The organism is Actinoplanes sp. TFC3, assembly GCF_001553785.1.
Classification (GTDB): Bacteria; Actinomycetota; Actinomycetes; order Mycobacteriales; family Micromonosporaceae; genus Actinoplanes.
The window spans coordinates 614,058-632,626 of sequence record NZ_LOJP01000001.1 but is presented as its reverse complement, the minus strand read 5'-3'; the positions used below and the strand labels follow the sequence as shown (position 1 = coordinate 632,626).

Here is an 18,569-nt window from a genome sequence, read left to right as displayed (position 1 = left end):
TTTCGAAGGCGTCACCGTATGGTCGCCGCCTGAGCCTGCTGTGGCGACGAGGCAAGGATCCGGCGAACCACAGGTGACGGCTCGGGGTTGCGCTTGGTCACCCGATACGCCTGCCGCAGTGCCGCGTACAGCGTGTAGCTGCGCGCTTCCACCAGCCGGTGCTTGAGTCCCGAAGGGCCTGCGTAGCCGGCCGGTGTGTAGCGGCGGTAGTGCGCGGCGAGGCGCTTGAAGAAGGCCCGGCGCTGGCGTGGGTGCACGCGCCCGTCGTTGCCCATGACGACCAGCAGGTGGTTCACCATCAAGGTGAACAACGCGTGACGCAGCCACGGCTCGGGATCGCGGGCGGCCACCCATTCCAGCATCCGGTCGTACTGGCCGAAGACCTCGAAGTGGCGCTCGCTGCGGGTGGCGGTGATGGCGCCGAGGCGTCCGAGGCGGTAGTGGTAGCAGACCCGGTCGAGCACGGAGACGCGCTGGGCGGCGATCAGCACAGGGTTGCTGAACGGGACATCCTCGTACCATCCGGGCAGGAAGCGCAGGTCGAGCTCCTCCAGCAGGCCGCGGCGCACGATCCGGTTCCAGGCGGTGTGCTGCAGCTTGATCAGGCTCTGCAGCCGGAAGTCCTTGAGCGCCCCGCTGCTGGCGTCGGGCTCCAGCCGGCCGTTCTCGTGCACCCGCAGATGATCGATGAGCATCACATCCGGACTTTCGGTACGCAGCCGGTCCAGCACCGCGCGCACCGAACCGGCGGGCAGCCAGTCGTCGCTGTCGACGAACCAGACGTACTTGCCGCGCGCCTCGGCGAGCCCGGCGTTGCGGGCCAGCCCCAGGCCGACATTGCTGCTCAGGTGCAGCACGCGCAGGTCGCCGTGGCGGGCCGCGTAGCCGTCGAGCATCTCCCCGCAACTGTCCGGCGAGGCGTCGTTCACGGCGATGACCTCGACCAGCGCCGACTCCTCGGCGGTCAGCCCGGCCCGGATCGACTCCAGGCACTGGTAGAGGTAGCCCTCCACCGCGTACACCGGAACGATCACCGACAGCAGCAGGGAATTCATGGTGCTCACGGTCAACCTCTCAGGTGACGGCAATCGAAACCCCGGTTAACCAGGCCGCAAACACTCACGACCGCTGCGCGGCGACCGATTGGTGCGGTATCGAGACGTTACGGAAGGGGAAGGCAGGCGTGGTGGACCGGTTGATGCGGGCATCCGCGGGCACCGCGCTGTTCGCGGTGCTGTGGTTCGTGCTCAACCTCGTGCACCCGGTGGGGCCCAAGTTCGTCCTGTGGCTGCCGTGCGCGGTGGCCGGCGTCCTCGCCTTCCTGATCCTGCTGCGCACCGCCCGCATACCGAGCCTGCCGCAGGCCACCCGGCGGTTCTGGCGGCACCTGACCATCGCGGTCGGCCTGGTTGCGATCGGCGTACCGGCCCAGGCGGTCGACGTGCTGACCTCAGCCGACCGGCACGGCGCCCACACCGGCCCGGTCATGCTTACGTTCTGCGGCGCCGGCGTGCTGGTCATCATGTACGGGCTGTTCCGGCTCCCGCTGGGGCGCCAATCGCCCGGCGAGGTGACCCGCATCGTGCTGGACGCCGCCACCGTGGCGCTGGCCGCTGCGGTGTTCATGTGGCACTTCTCCACCCGCACTGCGCTCAAGGGCGACGACAAGACCGCGGTGTACGTCTCGCTGCTGGTCACGCTCATCGCCCTGCTGGCCGTATTCGCTGTGGTCAAGTTCGTACTGTCCAGTCACCTGCACGTCGACAACGGCGCGCTGCGGCTGCTGGCCGTAGCGATCATGATGGGGGCCGTCGGACCGCTGTTCCGCCCGCCCATCGAGGCGATTGACCCGACGCTGTTCCCCGGCATGGCCACCGAACCGTTGGTCTACTTCTTTGGTTCCTGGGCCGCGGCTCGTCAGCGTTGCGCTTCCAACGGCGCGACCAAGCGCCGAGGCGTGGTAGAGGCCCGGCGACGGCCGTTCAGCATGCTGCCGTATGTGGCAGTGGCCGCCATCGACGGACTGCTGATCGCGGTGAGCTTGCAAAAGTCTGACGACTTGACGGTCGTGGTGGCCGCCGTTGTGCTGCTGACCGCACTGGTCGTGGTCCGCCAGGTGGTGGCGTTCCGGGAGAACAGCCGGCTGCTCGCGCGCCTCGACCACGGCGCCACCCACGACGCGCTCACCCAACTGCCCAACCGGGTGCTGTTCCACAGCCGGCTGCAGAAGGCACTGACCTCGCCCGGCGATCGGCCCGTGGCGGTTGCGCTGATCGACCTCGACGACTTCAAGGAGGTCAACGACACGCTCGGCCACGAGGTCGGCGACCAGTTGCTGATCGGGGTGGCAACCCGTCTCGAAGGCTGCGTACGGGCCGAGGACACAGTCGCGCGTCTGGGCGGAGACGAATTCGTGGTGGTACTCGACGACGCCGACCCGGCCACCGCCGACCTGGCCGCCGAGCGCATGCGCAACGCCCTGCACCAGCCGATCTACGCCGACGGCCACGAGCTGCCGATCCGGGCCAGCATCGGCATCGCCGACGGACGCTCCGGCGCCGAGGCGTCGGTGCTGCTGCGCCAGGCCGACATTGCCATGTACGCGGCGAAGAAGCTGGCCGGCACGGCGTACCTGCACTACGACCCCAGCATGGCAACCGCCGGCAGCGACCACACCCACCTGGGCGCCGAGCTGCGCGAAGCGATCAGTGGCGACCAGCTCTTCCTGCTGTACCAGCCCATCGTGGCCCTCGACGACGGTCGCATCCTGGGCGCCGAGGCGCTGGTCCGCTGGGCCCACCCGGTGCGCGGCGTGCTGGCCCCGGACGCTTTCATCCCGGTCGCCGAGCGCACCGGGCTCATCGTGCCGCTCGGGCGCTGGGTCATGCGCACGGCGTTCGCCCAGCTCGCATCCTGGATCGCCGAGCACGGCGACGCCGCGCCGGGCGTCCTCAACGTCAACGTATCGGCCCGCGACCTGCGCGAACCCGCCTTCGCCGACGCGGTGGCCACCCTGCTGGCCGAGTTCCGCCTGCCCGCCGACCGGATCGTCCTGGAGATCACCGAGACCATGGCGGTCGAGCAGGGGCAGTCGGTGCTCACCCTGCACCGGCTGCGCGGCCTGGGCGTGCGCATCTCGCTGGACGACTTCGGCACCGGCCACTCGACGCTGACGCTGCTGCACGACTGCCCGATCGACGAGATCAAGCTCGACCGCTCGTTCACCCAGTCACCGATCGACGACCGGGTGCCGGTGTCGGCGGCGGTCATTCACTTGGCGCAGGCGCTGGGCTTGCACGCGGTGGCTGAGGGCGTGGAGACGGCTGAGCAGGCTGAGCAGTTGCTGTCGCTCGGGTACTTGGCGGCTCAGGGGTATTTGTTCGCTCGCCCGATGCCTGCTGGGCGGCTCGGGAAGGTGCTGGAGGCCAGGGTGCCGTTGCTGGGGAGCGCTGCTGAGGACCCAGCGGCGGTTCCCGCGGCTTGAGGGGCTCTGAATTCCCGAGGGCGGAAACGGGTTACGGCGGTGGGTGCGGGGGTAGTTGAGAGGGCGTAGGTACCGCTTCCCTGGAGGTCGACATGGCTACCGATGACAAGATCGACAACAAGGCTGAAGAGCTCGGCGGCAAGGTGAAGGAGGGCGTCGGCAAGGCGACCGACGACCACAGCCTCGAGGCCGAAGGCAAGGCTGACCAGTCGAGCTCCAAGCTCAAGCAGGCCGGCGAGAGCATCAAGGACGCTTTCAAGAGCTGAAGCACGCCTTGACGAGCTGAGGCCTTCACAGCTTCTCCGAGGCTTTACCAGCCTCTACAAGCTGAAGTGCCTTGACGTTCAAGCATGCGCGTATGCGGGGGCAGGCCACGTGGCCTGCCCCCGCAGCTTTATGTTCCGATAGCTTCACCGCCGCTTCACCGTCGCACAGCGCCTGCCTCTCCTCGGCCCTCATCCGACCGGAGCTGTGGCGCGCCTCAGGTCACACGCGGGCGAGTTCGGATTCTGGCTCGGGGTCCGTGGCTCGGTGGGCGCCGATTACCGGCGGGGCGGGCTCGTGGGCGATCGCTGGTAGCCAGTTCAGCCAGCGCGGCAACCACCAGTTGCGCTCGCCGAGCAGGACCATCACCGCGGGCAGCAGCACTGCTCGGATGATGGTGGCGTCCAGGAGGACTGCGGCTGCCAGGCCCACGCCGAGTTCTTTGGTCGAGACCAGCGGCAACGTGGCGAACAGGGCGAACACCGCCACCATGACGACCGCCGCGCTCGTGATGACACCGGCGGTGCTGCCGATCCCGCGGGCCACAGCTTCTCGGGTTGGCAGGCCGCGGTCGTAGCCTTCGCGGATCCGGCTGAGGACGAAGACGTGGTAGTCCATGGACAGGCCGAACAGGATGATGAACAGGAACAGCGGCATCCAGGCGGTGATGCCGGCGCTGGATCGGAAGTCGAGCTGCTTTTCGAAGTGGCCGTACTGGAAGACGTAGACGAGCATGCCGTACGCCGCGCCGACCGACAGTAGGTTGAGTACGACCCCCGTGGCCGCCACCACTACTGAACGGAACGAGACGAGCAACAGCAGGAACGCCAGCCCGAGCACGAACCCGAACACCCACGGCAGCGAGTCGCTGAGCCGCTTGTTGAAGTCCACGTTCTGCGCCGTGTCACCGGTGACCGCCACAGTTGCGCCGCTCAGCGGACCGAACGACTGCGGGGCCAGGGTGCTGCGGAGCGTGGTCAGGGCCGCCTTGGACGTACCGTCATCGCCGTTGCCTTTGAGGGCGAGGGACACAACCGCGACCGTGCCGGCGGGATTGACCTTGACGGTGACCGGGCCTTGCAGGTGGTCCGAGTTCTCCGCGGCGGACGTGAACTTCGCCAGGGCTGCTTCGAACTCCGAGCCGCGCACGCTCGGCGCCTGAACCACCACTTGAGCGGGGGTTTCGTGACCCGGGTAGGCCGCCTCGATCCGGGTCAGCGTCTGGACTGTGGCCAGGCCCGGCGAGAAGTCCTTGAGCGTCTCGCCCTTGGTGCGCAGATCGAGCATCGGCGCCGCGAGCGCAGCCAGGGCGGCCACTGCCACCAGCGCGGAGACCAGCGGCTTCGCGAGTACGACGCGCAGCACGGCCTGCCACAAACGCCCGTCCCCGTTGCGCCGGTAGAGCCCGGGGATCTTGATGGCGTCAACCCGATCGCCCAGCGCGGAGAGCAGGGCCGGCAGCACCGTCAGCGAACCCAGCACGGCGGTGGCCACCACAAGGATCGTGCCGACCGCGAAGCTCTCGAACGTGGCGTCCTGGGTGAAGAACATGCCGGCCATGGCGACGACCACCGTGAGGCCGGAAACCCAGATCGAGCGTCCCGAGGTCTGCGCCGCGATCACCAGCGCCCGGTGCGGATCGGCACCGCGCCGCCGCTCGTCACGCTCACGCCGGATGTAGAACAGGCAGTGGTCGACGCCGACGGCCAGGCCCACCAGCAGCATCACGTGCATCGTCTCGTCGGCGGCCGGGACCATCCGGCTGACCACGGCCAGCAAGCCGAGCGCCGCGATCACCGCGGTCACCGCGAGCCCGACCGGCAGCAGCGCGGCGACGAATGCCCCGAACGCCACCAGCAGAATCCCCAGGGTGATCGGAATCGACAGCAGGCCCAGCCGGTTGAGCCCGGTCTCCAGCGAGTCGTCGACCATCTTGGCCCCGCTGGCATCGCCCGCCTCCGCCACGTAGAGCCCGGGGTGACGCTGCTGCACCTGGGCCACGGCGTCCTGCAACGGCTGCACCCGCTGCTTGGCCGTCTCCGGGTCGCCCTTCATGGTGAAGGAGACCAGCGTGGACGTGTTGTCCGCGGAGGCCAGGGGCTTGGCGACGCCGGCGACCTCGGGGCGGGCTTGCAACGTGCGGGTGACGTCGGCAACCGCCGCCTGCCGGTCCTGCCCCTGAACCAGCACCATCTCCCCGGCCGGCTGGTCGGGGAACCCGGCGGCGGCGATGATTTTGTCGGCCCGGCCCGATTCGCCGTGCCCGTAGTCGGAGTCGGTGGCCTCGGTCGTGCCCATTTGTCCACTGAGCACGGTGATGCCAGCGACGAAGGCTATCCACAGCAGAATCGCCCACGTGCGATGCCGGGCGCTCCACACCGCGGCTCGAGCCGCGATCCCGGTGACGTTGTCCCTGTTCCTCATGGACAACGACGCTATGAGCCAGCACGGCTGAGAATAAGCCGGTCAGCACCCGGACTCGCAGTAGTGCTAGCCCCACCCTGCCTGGAACGCCGGTCCTACCCCTGCAGGTAGGTCAGGACGGCGAGCACCCGGCGGTGCTGTTCGTCGTCCTGGTGCAGGCCGAGTTTGGTGAAGATGTTGCGCACGTGCTTTTCCACCGCACCATCGGTGACGACGATCTTCTTGGCGATCGCGCCGTTGGAGCGGCCCTCCGCCATCAGGCCCAGGACTTCTCGCTCGCGCGGCGTCAACGCCCGCAGCGGATCGTCACGGCGGCGGCGGACCAGTAGCTGGCTGACCACCTCGGGGTCGAGCACGGTGGCGCCGCCGGCCACCTGGCGCAGCGCGTTGAGGAACTCGGCGACCTCGGCCACCCGGTCCTTGAGCAGATAGCCGACCGCCCCTCGGCGGTCGGCCAGCAGATCGTCTGCGTATTCGACTTCCACGTACTGCGAGAGCACCAGGATCGGGGACCCGGGGACGCGGGAACGCGCTTCGACGGCGGCGCGCAGGCCCTCGTCGGTGTGTGAGGGCGGCATCCGTACGTCCACGATCGAAACGTCCGGCCGGTACTCCGCCACGGCCTTGACCAGCGACGGACCATCGCCGACGGCCGCCAGCACCGTGCAGCCGTTCTCCTCCAGGAGCCGGATGAGCCCTTCCCGGAGGAGTACGGCGTCGTCAGCAATCACCACCCGCATGCACGGGACACTACCGTTCAGGCCGGCAGCGCCACTGTCAGCGTGGTGCCACCACCGGACGGGCTTTCCAGGCTCAGCACGCCGCCGGCCGCCTCGACCCGGTCGGACAGCCCGGCGAGGCCGTGACCCTTGGCCTGACTGGCTCCGCCAACCCCGTCGTCCGCCACGGTGATCAGCAGGCCCGCACCGGCCCGGCGTACGGTGATCTGCACCTCGCCCGCGTGGCTGTGCTTGGCGACGTTGGTCAGCGCCTCGGCAACCACGAAGTACGCGGTGCTCTCCAGCATCGGGTCGAGCCGGCCCATCGCCGGAGCGTCCAGGTCCACCGGGATCAGCGAGCGCCCGGCCAGCGCGGTCAGCGCCGCTTGCAGCCCCCGGTCGACCAGGATCGGCGGTGCGATGCCCCGGGACAGGGCGCGCAGCTCGTCCAGGGTCTCCCGGGTCTGGGTCAGCGCCTCGGCAACCGTGGCGCGGGCCGCCTCGGGGTCGTGGGCGAACTGCTGCTCGGCCCGGCCCAGGTCCATGGCCAGCCGGACCAGCCGCTGCTGCGGGCCGTCGTGGATGTCGCGTTCCAGCCGGCGCAGCGCAGTGGCTTCGGCGGACACGGCGGCGGCCTTCTGCGCCTGGGCGGTGTCGCGGGCGGCGTTGGCCTCGGCGACCTGTTCGCGCAGCTCGTTGACCCCGTTGAGCAGTCCCCGGGCGAACAGCGCCTCGAGCAGCGTCACCCCGCGCATCATCGGGTAGAGCGTGCCGAGGAAGAAGAAGCCGGCGGCCATCCAGAACACCATCCGCGTGATGTAGCTGTCGCCCATGCCCAGCAGCTCGGGCAGGTCCTGGTTGTCCGGCCCGCGTGGGATGGTCCAGTCCCAGGCCGGGAAGGTCAGACCGCCGAGCGCCCCGGCCCACCAGGTGACCGCGACCGAGAACGCGATGGTGCTCGGGATCAGCCGGAGGATGGCGTGCAGCAGGTCGAGCCAGGACTGCCCGTCGGTGAAGGGCGTCAGCAACCGGCGTACCGGCGTCGACTCGGGCTTGGCCCGCTTGTAGCGGGGGTGCGGCATCCGCCGGCCGAGCACCGGGGCAATCCGGGCGCGTTCGAGCGTGGCGAATCCACGGGACATCCAGAGGGTCCCCATCAGGATGGGCAGACCGATCCAGATGATGGCGGTGCCGAGCCCGACGGCGAAGCCGGTGATGCCCAGCACGAGGGTCACGATGGCCAGCGGAAAGCCCAGCAGGACGTACTGGGTGTCGATTCCGAGCTGGCGCACAACTCGCACGGCGGGGGAAGTCATGACTTGACCCTAGGCAGCCGGCGCCTGCAAACCGATCCCGCTGACCGGCACATCGGAGGTAGGGCTAGCCCTACCTCGCCGAAATCGCCAGTACGGCGGTGGCGTTTGCGCGATGCTGACGTGATGAGCGACTGGACTCAGCTGCAGTCGACCGTGCAGCGCCAGATCGACGCGCTCGTCTTCGCCGGGCGCGAGATCGGTGTGCAGGTGGCCGCATATCTCGACGGGCAGACGATCGTAAACGCGGTGTCGGGGCTCGCCGACGAGTCCACGGGCGCCCCGGTCACCCCGGACACCCCGTTCTTCAGCTTCTCCACCGGCAAGGGGCTGACCAGCACCGCCGTCCACGTGCTCGCGGAGCAGGGGAAACTCGACTACGACTTGCGCATCGCCGAGGTCTGGCCCGAATACGGCCGGCACGACAAGCAGAAGACCACGGTGCGCCACGCGTTGCTGCACGCGGCCGGGGTGCCGTCGCTGCCGTGCTACACCACGCCCGAGGACTTCCTGGACTGGGATCGGATGTGCCGCACCATCGCCGGGTCGACCCCGGAATGGGAGCCGGGCACGCGGCACGGGTTCCACGAATGGACGTACGGCTGGCTGCTCGGCGAGGTGGTCCGGCGAGCCACCCAACGGCCGATCGCGTGGGTGCTGGCCGAGGACATCGCGCGTCCGCTGGGAGCCGAGCGCGAGCTGTTCTTCGGCGTACCCCCGCAGGATCTGAATCGGGTGGCCCGGCTCAAGGATCGCAACTGGCGTCAGTCGCTGGAACTGTTGAGCCAGCACATCGCGAACTTCGACGCGATCGCCCCGCCCAACGTGCGCCCGGAAGCGGGTCTGGCCAACCGCCGCGACATCATGCAGGCCGACATCCCGGCGGTGGCCACGGTCAGCGCCCGCGGTATCGCCCGGATGTACGCCGCGCTGATGGGCGAGGTCGACGGCGTGCGGCTGATCTCCCCGGCCCGGCTCAAGCAGGTCACAGCCGTGCTGACCGAGGGACCCGACTGGGCTTTCGCCGGAGATCTGCCCAAGACGATGGGGTACGTTGCCCAACTCGGCGGCACGCGTTTCGGCTGGAGCGGCAACGGTGGCAGCCTGGCCGGCTTCTACCCCGGCCTCAACCTGTCCGTCGCGGTGACCAAGAACTACCTGGGCACCACCGACGACGACCCGATGGAAGGCATCGCCGCCACCATCCACGCGGCAGTGCTCAGCCAGCGAGTTGTCACACCCCAGGCCTGACGCCGGCGGTTATGCGGGGCGCTTCGATCGGCGAGTTGTCGCTGAGCGGGGTGGGGCGGCGCGCATCTGGTCCCGGACGCGGCCCAGGATGCCGGCGATGGCCGTGATGTCGGCGTCGGTCAGGGTTTCCAGCAGCAGGCTCTGCACCACCTGGATGTGGCCGGGCATGACCACGCCGAGCAGGTCGCGGCCGGCCTGGGTGAGCGTGACCACCGTGCTGCGTTCGTCGTCTTCGGCCGGGGCCCGGGTGACCAGGCCGGCCCTCTCCAGTTGGGCGGCCTGATAGGTGAGCCCGCTGCGGCTGTAGACCAGGCCGTCCGCCAGGTCGGTCATGCGCAGCTTGCCGCTGGGCATGTCCCGCAGCGACGCCAGGATCTGGAACTGCGGGCCGGTGAGTCCGCCGTCGTCACGAAGCTGCTTCTCCACCGCGTGCTCAAGCAGGGCGGCCACATCTTTCAAGGCCAGGTACGCCTCAAGCTGTTCGGGCAGGATCGGACGGGGTTCGCTCACCCCCACATTCTACTTGCTTCGAATTCGCAGCTCATCGGGCAGCGTCCGGCACTCAACGGCGGCGGGTGCGGAAAAGGGCGACTGCGCCGGCCGCGACGACCACTATTGCCGCCGCCGCGATAGCGATCAGCGTTGCCGGCGACATCCCGCCGCCCGCCGCCGGCTCCTCCTCAACAAGATCAACAGCGGCAGGCGCCGGGGAAGGCGTCGAGGAGGCGGGTGCGAAAGGGGCAGCCGCGGCGGCCACCTGGAAGCCATACGACCCCTGCACCACATGCCCGTCCACCGAGACCACCCGGTAGGCCACGGTGTAGTTCCCGCCCGCCAGCGGAGCCGTCACCTCGATCGTGGCCCTTGTCGTGTCGACCTGCGGCGCCGAGGTGGTCACGCGCTGCTTGGCCGCGTCCGACAGCACGACAGTGGTGAAGTCCGGATTCAGCTTCTGCGCGAACGTCAGCGTGATCGCTTCCGGGGCCTTCTTCAGGGTCGCGTCGCGGGCTGGGTCGCAGGACAGGAGCTGGTTGTGTGCCCACGCGGGCGTGCCGGGCAGCAGCATGACCGCCACGGCCGCGAGGGCAGCCAGAACCGTTGAGACACGCGGGGTACGCATGGGCCGTTGGTCGGCCGGCCGGACGGGAAAGTTCCCTCCGGACTCAAGAAAGTTCGTAGATCGTCACCGGGCCGCTGATGTACCGGACTGCGGCCGCCGAGTCCAGCGCGGGCGAAACGAACCCCGCGCGGGCGTCGGCGAACAGCCACTTGACGTTGTACTGCTCTCGCAACGCCCGCAGGTCCGCTGGCGCAGCCGCACGGAAGGCCCGCTCGTTGAGCTGGAATTCAGCCTGATCGGGGGCCGGTTGTACGGGGTAGCTCAACCCGTTCACGCCGTTCGCGGCCACCGTCGCATCGGAGTAACCCCAGCTCTCCACGAGGGTACGACGACCGCCGAGCCCAGCCACCCAGAACGCCCGCGCGTCGCACGGCTCGGCCAGGGCGATGGCCTGGCAGTGCACGTTCGTGGCGACGATGTCGTCGTTGCCGGCGTGCTCGTCCAGCCAGATGGCGGCCCGCATCTCTTCCTGGGTGATCAGGCGCGAGGTGAGCGGCTGGCGTGCCGGACTGGTTCCGGTACGCCACAGCGTCTGCGAATAGCTGCTCGCGATCGCGGCCATGCCGGACCCCAGCGAGGCGGCCACCACCGCGACCAGCAGCGAACGCCAGCTCTTGCGCAGGACCAGCACCACGATCGCGGCCACGGCAACGAACGCGAGCGCCCGCAGCACCGGCAGACCCAGGGTCCCGGCCCACTGCGACCAGAGCTCGGTGTTGCTCGGCCGGGCGACGTCCGGGGCGGTCAGGGCCCACACCGCGCCGGCCATGAACCCGGCAACCGGGATCCACCAGCGGCGTACCCGGTCGGCCAGGAACCAGACGGTCAGCACGCAGCCGAACGGCAGCGCGCCCAAGAAGAAGTAGAACTGGCTCGCGGACGGGTGGTAGAACACCCACGCCGCGCCCGTACCGGCCACGATCATGCCGCCGAGCAGCCAGGCGGCCGGGTCGATGCGCATCGGGCGAGTTCCGAGGCCGAACAAGCCCAGCAGCCGGGGTGCCTGCATGACCAGCCACCAGGCGACCACGGCGAGCGCGAACACCCAGCCCCGGGCGTCGGCGCCGGCGAGGCCCGGCGGCAGGAAGCCGTTCTGGACGAAGCCGTCCGCAACGCCCAGGGTCTGCGAGTACGGGTCCATCCAGCGCAGCGCGGCAAGCGGTTGAAGGCCGAGCACGCCTGCTCCCCCACCGGCGAACAGCTTGGTGCCGAGGTACATGGGGATCAGCAGCGCAATGAACAGGCCGGCTGCCGCGCGCGGGAACGCCCGGTCGCGGATCCACAGCATCATCGCTGCCAGGGCCACGCCGGCGATCAGCGGGGGCAGGGCGCTGGACTTGGCTCCGGCGCAGGCCAAGGCGAGCACGGGGATCACGAACCAGAGCGGGCCCAGCGGCCGCTTGCGCAGCAGGTCGATGGCGAACAGGACGAGCAGGGCCAGCAGCGGCAACGCGTACGTCTGCGAAGGGCTGGGGAAGGTGAGCGGCGAACCACCGTTTGGTGTTACCGGGTTGCCGAGCGCGAGCGGCAGGGCACCGATGCCCGCGGCACCGGCGAGCGGACCGGCCCACCACTTGCCGCTGACCTCGCGGCCGAGCACCGCGATCACCATCAGCGCGGCCGCCGCGATCGGCACGTTCCACAGCCGCAGCAGCACGGTGCTCTCGGGAATCCGGGTGATCATGCTGGCCGCGGCCATGTCGGCGTCGGACAGGTAGTGGTAGCGCAGCGTGTCCCCGGCCAGCTGCGGCACCTGGAACGGCATCGACCGGGTCATCTCCTGCACCAGCGACAGGTGGTACATGAAGTCCTGGTAGTACGCCGTGTCCGCGGGTGGCAGCGGAACCGCCGACCACGACACTGCACCCCAGGCGACGATGACCAGCAGGCCCCACGCGATCATCCAGGACCAGCGGACCGGCAGTGGCTGGGGCTCGGCGATGCGCCAGTGCCGGCGCAGCGGCGGGACCGAGGCGAAGGCCACCAGCACGAGCAGCGGCCAGCACCACAGCACCTGTTGCAGCCCGGTCGCGGCAGCCAGGGCCCAGCCGACCAACTGGACGAACAAACCTGTGGCCGTACCCAATCCAAGGTCTTCGGGAAGGTTGCCCCGGCTGCCTCGCAACGCGCGGTAGACGAGCGTGCCCGGTGCGACGACCCCGACGGCCAGGTAGGCGCTGTAGACCGCGATGTCGAGGCCCGGGGTGTCGTAGTGGCGCAGGGCGAAGACGTAGGCGAGCGCGACCAGCACCCAGGGCAGGACCGTGAGCAGGCGGGACGGGCGGCGCGGGGCTTCAGTGGTGGCCACGGCCGGGATGGGCCGGGTCAGCACGTTCGTCATAGCGCAGTAGCCGCCGATCGCTGCTTCGGGATTTCCACTTCCTGCGGCACGGTGGCCGAGTCGAATCCAATGTGGAATGTTGGGCGGTTCTGAACGGTTTTGTAGATCCGGGCGACGTACTCGCCGAGCAGGCCGAGGCAGATCAGCTGCACGCCGGACAGCAGCAGCACCGCGAGGAACAGCGACGTCCAGCCCGGGATGACCGTGCCGTTGGCCCAGACCACCATGCCGAAAACCATCAGCGCGAGACAGGCGAGGAACGCGATTGCACCGAGCCAGGTGGCGATCCGCAGCGGGGCGGCCGAGAAGTTGGCCGCGCTGTCCCAGGCCAGGGCGACCATCTTGCGCAGCGGGTACTTGGTCTCACCGGCGGCGCGCTTCTCGCGGACGTAAGTGACCTGGCCGGCGGCGAAGCCGAGCGAGGGCACCAGCAGCCGGTAGACCGGGGTGCGCTCGGGCAGCACCTTGAGCACGTCGACCACCTCGCGGCTGAGCAGCCGGAAGTCGCCGGCCTGCGAGGGCACGTCGGCGCCGACCAGGCGCCGCATCAGCCGGTAGTAGGCCCCCGCGGTGTGGCGCTTGAAGAACGTGTCGGTCCTGCGGTCGGAGCGTACGCCGTACACGACGTCGAGGCCCTGCTCGCGCGCCACCCGCAGCATCTCCACGATGGTCTCCGGCGGGTCCTGCAGGTCCGCGTCGATGCTGACCACCCAGTCGCCGCGCGAGCGGTGCAACCCGGCGGTCAGCGCGGCCTGATGCCCGCTGTTCTGCCGCAGCTTGACCAGGCGCAGCTCCGGCCACACCCGGCCCTGCTCGAACAGCACCTGGGCGGTGCGATCGGCGCTGCCGTCGTCGACGGCAACCACCTCGTAGCCAACCCCCAGACCGTCAAGCGCCGGGCGCAACCGTTCGACGAGCGCGGGGATGACCGCTTCCTCGTTGTACATCGGCACGACGACCGACAGGACGATGCTGCTCACGGCTTACGGATCCCCTATGTCTCGAGCGTGGTCAGACGGGTGAACTCATGCGGCAGGTCGTAGCCGTCCCAGATCGCGCTGAAGGTCAGCGCGGAGCCGAACGGCACGATCCGGTCGACGCCGCGGCCGCCGAGCGCTTCGGCGAACGCGCGCAGGTCGGCCGGGGCGAACCCGAAGTGGCTGAAGGTCTGGTCCTGACGGTTCATCGCGGGCACCAGCTCGGTGAGCGAGCCGACGTGCGCGAACGGGAAAGCGCCTGCGCCGATCCAGCGCCGCGGTGCCTCGCCGGGTCCGCTCAGCGCCAGCGAGGTGATGCTGTTGTCCGGGAACGCCACGGCGGACACCGCGCCGGCGGCGGCCAGCCCGTACGCGTTGACCCGCTTCTCCACTGCCATGGCCGCGTCCACGACCCAGCCGCGCTGCGCCACGACCTCGGCGAGCAGCGTCAGGAATTCCTCCTGCACGGCGGTGGCCTGGGCGGACTCGCCGCCGACGAGGAAGACGGTCCGGGGTGAGGAGCAGGCGGCCTGGTCGAACCAGTACGCGTCGTTGGAGAACCCGGCCACGGCGTTGCGCCGGCTGCTCGCGTCGGCGGCTCGCCAGCCCGGTACGGACAGCGCCGCCCAGGACGTACGGTCCGGGAAGGTCAGATCCCGAGCCGAGGGGCGCAACGGGTGCCGGCGAATCGCTTCCACCGCCGAGTCGCCGCCCCAGATGACACGCAGGTCGCACCACGCGCTGTACTCGGCGGTCAGCTTGTCGTCGCGGCCGTAAGTAATCATCTTCTGGGTCCGCGCGATCACCGGGTCGGCGTCGGGCAGCGTGGCGTTCAGCGTCTCGAGGACCGTGTCGGCGGCACCGGCCGAGCGCGTCGAGATGCGTACGACGTTGTGGTTGCCGGCCAGCGCGGACAGCGCCCACGAGTACACGAAGATGGTGTCGACGTTCGCCGGGGGTACGTGGAACACGTTGCCGCGCGGGAAGACGTAGGTGTTGTCGTCGCGGCGCATCCGGTCGGCAGTGCGCTTGAGCTCGGCCGGGCGCAGGAAGTAGCCGAGCGAACCCAGCTCCGGGTGCCGGCGGGCCACGGCCGGGGCAAGCAGTTTGCGGGCGAAGCGGGACAAGAAGTCCAGCACCCGGGCGTCGCCGACGGCCAGCCGGTCGTCGGAGAAGCCGGGCTCACCAAATCGGTAGTGCATGCTCATGCCGCCTCCCGGTAGGTGTCGCTGCAACCCCGGGCCTCGGCGCGCGGCAACCGGCCGAGCACCGAGAACCGCTTGCCGGGCCAGTCCCCGTCGTCGATGCCGTCGAGCACGCCCAGGTCCTCGGTGAGCAGCACGTGTCCCGGGTACGAGGTGGGCAGCGTGCTCACCACCTCGATCAACCCCGGCTCGCCGACGGGCTGCTCCTGCCAGGTGCGCGGGTTGCGGATGATGACGTCGGCGAAGTCCGGGCAGTACAGCGAGCCGCCGGAGGGTCCCTCCAGGAACACCGTGCCGATCTGCTCGACCATCCCGTAGTAGTTGTGCATGTGGGTGAGCCCGGTGTGCTCGCGGAAGCGGCGGCGGAACTCCTCGGGCGACACGGACTGGTCGACGAGCTTCTTCCAGCCACCGCTGTGGATGAGGATGCCGTTGCTCAGGTCCAGGCCGTGCTCGCGCGCGACCTCGTACAGGTGCAGCCAGACCAGGAACGTGAAGCCGAAGATGAGGAACGGCTCGCTGCCGTGCTTGTCCAGAAACGAGCGCAGGGCGTCGAGGTCCGGCTTGCCATCGGGGTCGAGCGCCCAGGCGTGGTCGCGGCCGAAGGTGGCCATGCCGAGCACCCCGGCCCCGCGGGCGCTGAACGAGCGGCGGTCCTTGAGCAGGCCCTTGGAGTCGACCAGGATCATCGGGAGCCGGCGCGGGCCGAGCACCTGCTGCAGGGTGGCGCCGAGCTGGCGGGTCTGCGCGGCGGCGGCGGCCTTGTCCAGGTAGATCCGGCTGACCTCACCGGTGGTGCCGCTGGAGGTGAGGACCTTGAAGACCTCGTCGTCCGGGATGCTCTTCAACTGCAGGTTCTTGAACAGCCGTACGGGCAACCACGGCAACTCGGCGACCGTGGCCGCCGAGGTGAACCCGGACGCGGCGAGAATCCGGTCGTACTCCGGGGAATTGGCACGGTGGTGCTGGGTGAGCTCGGACAACTCCTTGTGCAGCAACGCCTCGCGCTCAGGCTGCGACAGGGTGAACACACTCACTTGAGGGCCTCCAGCGACCGGTAGTCGACCTTGCCGGTCGGGAGCAGGGGCAGCGCGTCGATGCCGCGGACGTCAAGCCCGGAGAAGTGGGTGCCGAGGAAGCCGGCCAGTTCACCGCGCACCGAGCGGGCGTACTCGGCGTCGGCGCCTTCGACGAAGACGTGCAGCTTGTCGTCGCCGGCGACCGCGGCCACCGCGCCGTGCGGGGCGAGTTCGCGTTCGATGTCGTCGAGGTTGACCCGCACGCCGAAGACCTTGCCGATGCGCTTGACGCGACCGGTGAGGAACAGGAAACCCTCGTCGTCGATCCGGCCGAGGTCACCGGTGCGCAGGACACCGTGCAGTTCGTCGGGCTTGGCGAGATCGGGGGCGCTGTCGGCGTACCCCATCATGACGTTGGGTCCTCGATAGACGACCTCGTCCTGCTCGATGGCGAACGAGCCGCCGGGCAGGGCAAGACCGGCGGAACCGAGCTTGCCGGCGATGCGGTCGCAGGGCAGTGCGGCCATGCGCGGGGCGGCTTCGGTCTGGCCGTACATCACCACCAGCCGGCCGCCGACCGTTGCCATGCGTCCGGCGAAGTCGGTGACCAGCTCGGTTCGCAAGCGGCCGCCGGCCTGGGTGAGCGTGCGCAGCGACGGGTATCTGGCGGGGTCGAAGCGCAGCCGGCGCAGCATTTCGTACTGGTAGGGGACCGCGGCCAGCGAGGTGACGTTGTGCTCGGTCAGCACGGTCCAGAAGTCGCGCTGCAGCAGGCCGCCGCGTTCCAGGACCACTGTCGCACCGGCGAGCAGGTGGCTGTTGAGCACTGACATGCCGTACGAGTAGAAGAGCGGCAGGGTCGTCACCGCTACCTCATCGGCAGTGATCCCGAGGCTCGCCACGATCGCTTCGGTGTTCGCCAGCAACGCGTTGCGGCTCAACCGGACCAGCTTCGGGTTCCCCGTCGACCCGCTGGTGGTCAACAGCAGACCCAGATCCGGGTGTACGACCGCAGCAGCCGACTCCCGCACCCACACGTCCCCGTCCGCCGAGTAACCGGCCGGTGGCTCTGTGGTCGTACCGGTGACCAGCGCGGGCTCGAACCGGGTCACGAAGTCGAGCAGCGCGGGCCGGGGCAGGCCGGGGTCGAGCAGCGCCACGGGACGCTCAGCCGCCAGCGCACCGAGGTAGCGCGCAACAGCCGGCACCGTCGTCGCGGTCAGCGCGAACACGACACCGGGCGGATGCTCGGCGAAGTACGCGGCCGCAGCTTCAACGTCGCCGGGCTGCAGCGTCTCCCCCGTTGCGGCGTCGATGACCCGGGCCCCGGGATGGAGCAGGTTCACAGCGAAATTCCTCCGTCGACTCCCAGCACCTGGCCGGTGACGAAGCGCGCCTGGTCGGAGAGCAGGAACGCGACCACATCGGCGACCTCGCCGGGCTCGCCGAGGCGGCCCAGCGCGGTCCGGCTCACGCGCTCGGCGCGGCCGTCGGTGTCCAGGGTGTCGAGCATGTCGGTGGCGATGAAGCCAGGTGCGACGGCGTTCACGCGGATGCCGCGCGGCCCGAGTTCCTTGGCGGCGGAAACGGTGAGGCCGCTGACCGCAGCCTTGGACGCGGCGTAGACCGCTTGCCCAGCAACGCCCGCGCTTGCGGTGACAGACGACACAAGCACAATCGCCGGGGTACGCCCACGGCCCAGCAGCCGCACCGAGTTCTGCAGCGTGTAGGCCGCACCGGCGGCGTTGACCGCGAACAGCCGGGCGATCGTGGCGTCATCGGTCATCCCGAGCATCCCGGCGGCATGCGTCCCGGCGTTGATGACCAGCGCGTCGAGCCGGCGGAAGCGCTCGAACGCCAGCCGGGTCAGCGCCTTGCTGATGGCCGGGTCCGCGATATCGCCGTGCGCGGGCACGACCGTCACTCCGTATTTACCGGAGAGCTCATTCGCAGCGAGTTCGATCGTTTCCGCACGGTTACCGTGCACCACCAGATCGTGACCTTGTTCGGCCAACCGGGCGGCCACCGCGTAACCGATACCCCGGGAAGCGCCGGTAATCAGCGCTACCCGATCAGGCATCGAAGTCCACCCCGTATTTACCTAGAATTCGCACGGCCTCGGCAAATGAGGACATGTTGATGACGTCATCGGTGTCGATCATTACCGAGAATTCATCTTCGATGGCCGCGACCAGCGACATGTGGGCCAGCGAATCCCACTTGTCATTGTCTTGGTAGTGCAGATCATCCACGGGGGCGTCGGCCGGAAGGTCCAGCGCGGTCCGGAACGTCTCACGCAGTCTCTGCAGCTCAATCACGGTGTAACTCCCAGGGCGGATAGGCGAAGGAAACCACCTTGCCTCAGCGCTCGCAACGTCACGACCAATCGAAGTTGAACTCACCGTGAATAGAACCGGGCATCTTCCGACGCCTCTGGAATTGCCAGATCCCA

General features: G+C 69.3%; 16 protein-coding genes. 3 read left to right on the top strand and 13 right to left on the bottom strand.

What is annotated here, in order from left to right:
• Positions 1 to 11: 11 nt before the first annotated feature.
• Positions 12 to 1,055: a glycosyltransferase gene (locus TFC3_RS02705; protein WP_067495110.1), complete on the bottom strand. Its 1,044-nt coding sequence runs from the start codon at positions 1,053 to 1,055 to the stop codon at positions 12 to 14.
• Between the two features lie 143 nt (positions 1,056 to 1,198).
• Here TFC3_RS02705 and TFC3_RS02700 point away from each other — a divergent pair, with 143 nt between their 5' ends.
• Positions 1,199 to 3,484, top strand: a complete 2,286-nt coding sequence (locus TFC3_RS02700; protein ID WP_236717950.1) for a bifunctional diguanylate cyclase/phosphodiesterase — start codon at positions 1,199 to 1,201, stop codon at positions 3,482 to 3,484.
• Positions 3,485 to 3,576: 92 nt separating this feature from the next.
• A complete protein-coding gene (locus tag TFC3_RS02695) occupies positions 3,577 to 3,750 on the top strand; it encodes a CsbD family protein (RefSeq protein ID WP_067495106.1) in 174 nt (57 codons plus the stop codon).
• A 220-nt stretch (positions 3,751 to 3,970) separates the two neighbouring features.
• Here the strand turns inward: TFC3_RS02695 and TFC3_RS02690 are convergent, their stop codons facing one another.
• From TFC3_RS02690 to TFC3_RS02680, 3 genes are all read right to left on the bottom strand, one after another.
• Complete coding sequence (locus tag TFC3_RS02690; protein WP_067495103.1) at positions 3,971 to 6,172, bottom strand: MMPL family transporter; 2,202 nt, start codon at positions 6,170 to 6,172, stop codon at positions 3,971 to 3,973.
• A gap of 95 nt (positions 6,173 to 6,267) precedes the next feature.
• Positions 6,268 to 6,912, bottom strand: coding sequence for a response regulator transcription factor (locus TFC3_RS02685; protein WP_067495100.1), 645 nt, complete (start codon positions 6,910 to 6,912; stop codon positions 6,268 to 6,270).
• Between the two features lie 17 nt (positions 6,913 to 6,929).
• Positions 6,930 to 8,207 (bottom strand): sensor histidine kinase, encoded by a 1,278-nt coding sequence (locus tag TFC3_RS02680; RefSeq protein ID WP_067495098.1) that lies wholly within the window; start codon positions 8,205 to 8,207, stop codon positions 6,930 to 6,932.
• Between the two features lie 123 nt (positions 8,208 to 8,330).
• On the opposite strand from TFC3_RS02680, the gene TFC3_RS02675 reads away from it, so the two are divergent.
• Positions 8,331 to 9,455 (top strand): serine hydrolase domain-containing protein, encoded by a 1,125-nt coding sequence (locus TFC3_RS02675; protein WP_067495095.1) that lies wholly within the window; start codon positions 8,331 to 8,333, stop codon positions 9,453 to 9,455.
• 9 nt (positions 9,456 to 9,464) lie between these two features.
• Here the strand turns inward: TFC3_RS02675 and TFC3_RS02670 are convergent, their stop codons facing one another.
• From TFC3_RS02670 to TFC3_RS02630, 9 genes are read right to left on the bottom strand one after another with little or no spacing between them, the layout of a single operon-like run.
• Entirely contained in the window at positions 9,465 to 9,965 is a 501-nt protein-coding gene (locus TFC3_RS02670) for a MarR family winged helix-turn-helix transcriptional regulator (RefSeq protein ID WP_067495092.1), read from the bottom strand.
• Between the two features lie 52 nt (positions 9,966 to 10,017).
• Positions 10,018 to 10,575, bottom strand: coding sequence for a copper resistance CopC family protein (locus tag TFC3_RS02665; RefSeq protein ID WP_067495089.1), 558 nt, complete (start codon positions 10,573 to 10,575; stop codon positions 10,018 to 10,020).
• Between the two features lie 43 nt (positions 10,576 to 10,618).
• A complete protein-coding gene (locus TFC3_RS02660) occupies positions 10,619 to 12,916 on the bottom strand; it encodes a hypothetical protein (protein WP_067495086.1) in 2,298 nt (765 codons plus the stop codon).
• Positions 12,913 to 13,896, bottom strand: coding sequence for a glycosyltransferase family 2 protein (locus TFC3_RS02655; RefSeq protein WP_082771824.1), 984 nt, complete (start codon positions 13,894 to 13,896; stop codon positions 12,913 to 12,915). Before TFC3_RS02655 ends, TFC3_RS02660 begins: the two co-directional genes overlap by 4 nt.
• 14 nt (positions 13,897 to 13,910) lie before the next feature.
• Entirely contained in the window at positions 13,911 to 15,101 is a 1,191-nt protein-coding gene (locus TFC3_RS02650) for an acyl-CoA reductase (RefSeq protein WP_067495084.1), read from the bottom strand.
• Positions 15,098 to 16,135 (bottom strand): acyl-protein synthetase, encoded by a 1,038-nt coding sequence (locus tag TFC3_RS02645; protein ID WP_067495081.1) that lies wholly within the window; start codon positions 16,133 to 16,135, stop codon positions 15,098 to 15,100. The genes TFC3_RS02650 and TFC3_RS02645 overlap by 4 nt, the downstream gene beginning before the upstream one ends.
• The gene (locus TFC3_RS02640) at positions 16,132 to 17,463 is read right to left on the bottom strand and encodes an AMP-binding protein (protein ID WP_067495078.1); all 1,332 of its coding nucleotides are present in this window, start codon (positions 17,461 to 17,463) and stop codon (positions 16,132 to 16,134) included. The genes TFC3_RS02645 and TFC3_RS02640 overlap by 4 nt, the downstream gene beginning before the upstream one ends.
• On the bottom strand, positions 17,460 to 18,197 hold the full coding sequence (locus TFC3_RS02635) for an SDR family NAD(P)-dependent oxidoreductase (protein WP_067495076.1): 738 nt from the start codon (positions 18,195 to 18,197) through the stop codon (positions 17,460 to 17,462). Before TFC3_RS02635 ends, TFC3_RS02640 begins: the two co-directional genes overlap by 4 nt.
• Positions 18,190 to 18,432, bottom strand: coding sequence for an acyl carrier protein (locus TFC3_RS02630; RefSeq protein ID WP_067505821.1), 243 nt, complete (start codon positions 18,430 to 18,432; stop codon positions 18,190 to 18,192). The genes TFC3_RS02635 and TFC3_RS02630 overlap by 8 nt, the downstream gene beginning before the upstream one ends.
• Positions 18,433 to 18,569 lie beyond the last annotated feature (137 nt).

Excerpts from the sequence above, each read along its gene's own strand:
- TFC3_RS02705 (WP_067495110.1), bottom strand. The coding sequence starts at position 1,055 with ATGAATTCCCTGCTGCTGTCGGTGATCGTTCCGGTGTACGCGGTGGAG.
- TFC3_RS02700 (WP_236717950.1), top strand. The coding sequence starts at position 1,199 with ATGCGGGCATCCGCGGGCACCGCGCTGTTCGCGGTGCTGTGGTTCGTG.
- TFC3_RS02695 (WP_067495106.1), top strand. The coding sequence starts at position 3,577 with ATGGCTACCGATGACAAGATCGACAACAAGGCTGAAGAGCTCGGCGGC.
- TFC3_RS02690 (WP_067495103.1), bottom strand. The coding sequence starts at position 6,172 with ATGAGGAACAGGGACAACGTCACCGGGATCGCGGCTCGAGCCGCGGTG.
- TFC3_RS02685 (WP_067495100.1), bottom strand. The coding sequence starts at position 6,912 with ATGCGGGTGGTGATTGCTGACGACGCCGTACTCCTCCGGGAAGGGCTC.
- TFC3_RS02680 (WP_067495098.1), bottom strand. The coding sequence starts at position 8,207 with ATGACTTCCCCCGCCGTGCGAGTTGTGCGCCAGCTCGGAATCGACACC.
- TFC3_RS02675 (WP_067495095.1), top strand. The coding sequence starts at position 8,331 with ATGAGCGACTGGACTCAGCTGCAGTCGACCGTGCAGCGCCAGATCGAC.
- TFC3_RS02665 (WP_067495089.1), bottom strand. The coding sequence starts at position 10,575 with ATGCGTACCCCGCGTGTCTCAACGGTTCTGGCTGCCCTCGCGGCCGTG.
- TFC3_RS02660 (WP_067495086.1), bottom strand. The coding sequence starts at position 12,916 with ATGACGAACGTGCTGACCCGGCCCATCCCGGCCGTGGCCACCACTGAA.
- TFC3_RS02650 (WP_067495084.1), bottom strand. The coding sequence starts at position 15,101 with ATGAGCATGCACTACCGATTTGGTGAGCCCGGCTTCTCCGACGACCGG.
- TFC3_RS02635 (WP_067495076.1), bottom strand. The coding sequence starts at position 18,197 with ATGCCTGATCGGGTAGCGCTGATTACCGGCGCTTCCCGGGGTATCGGT.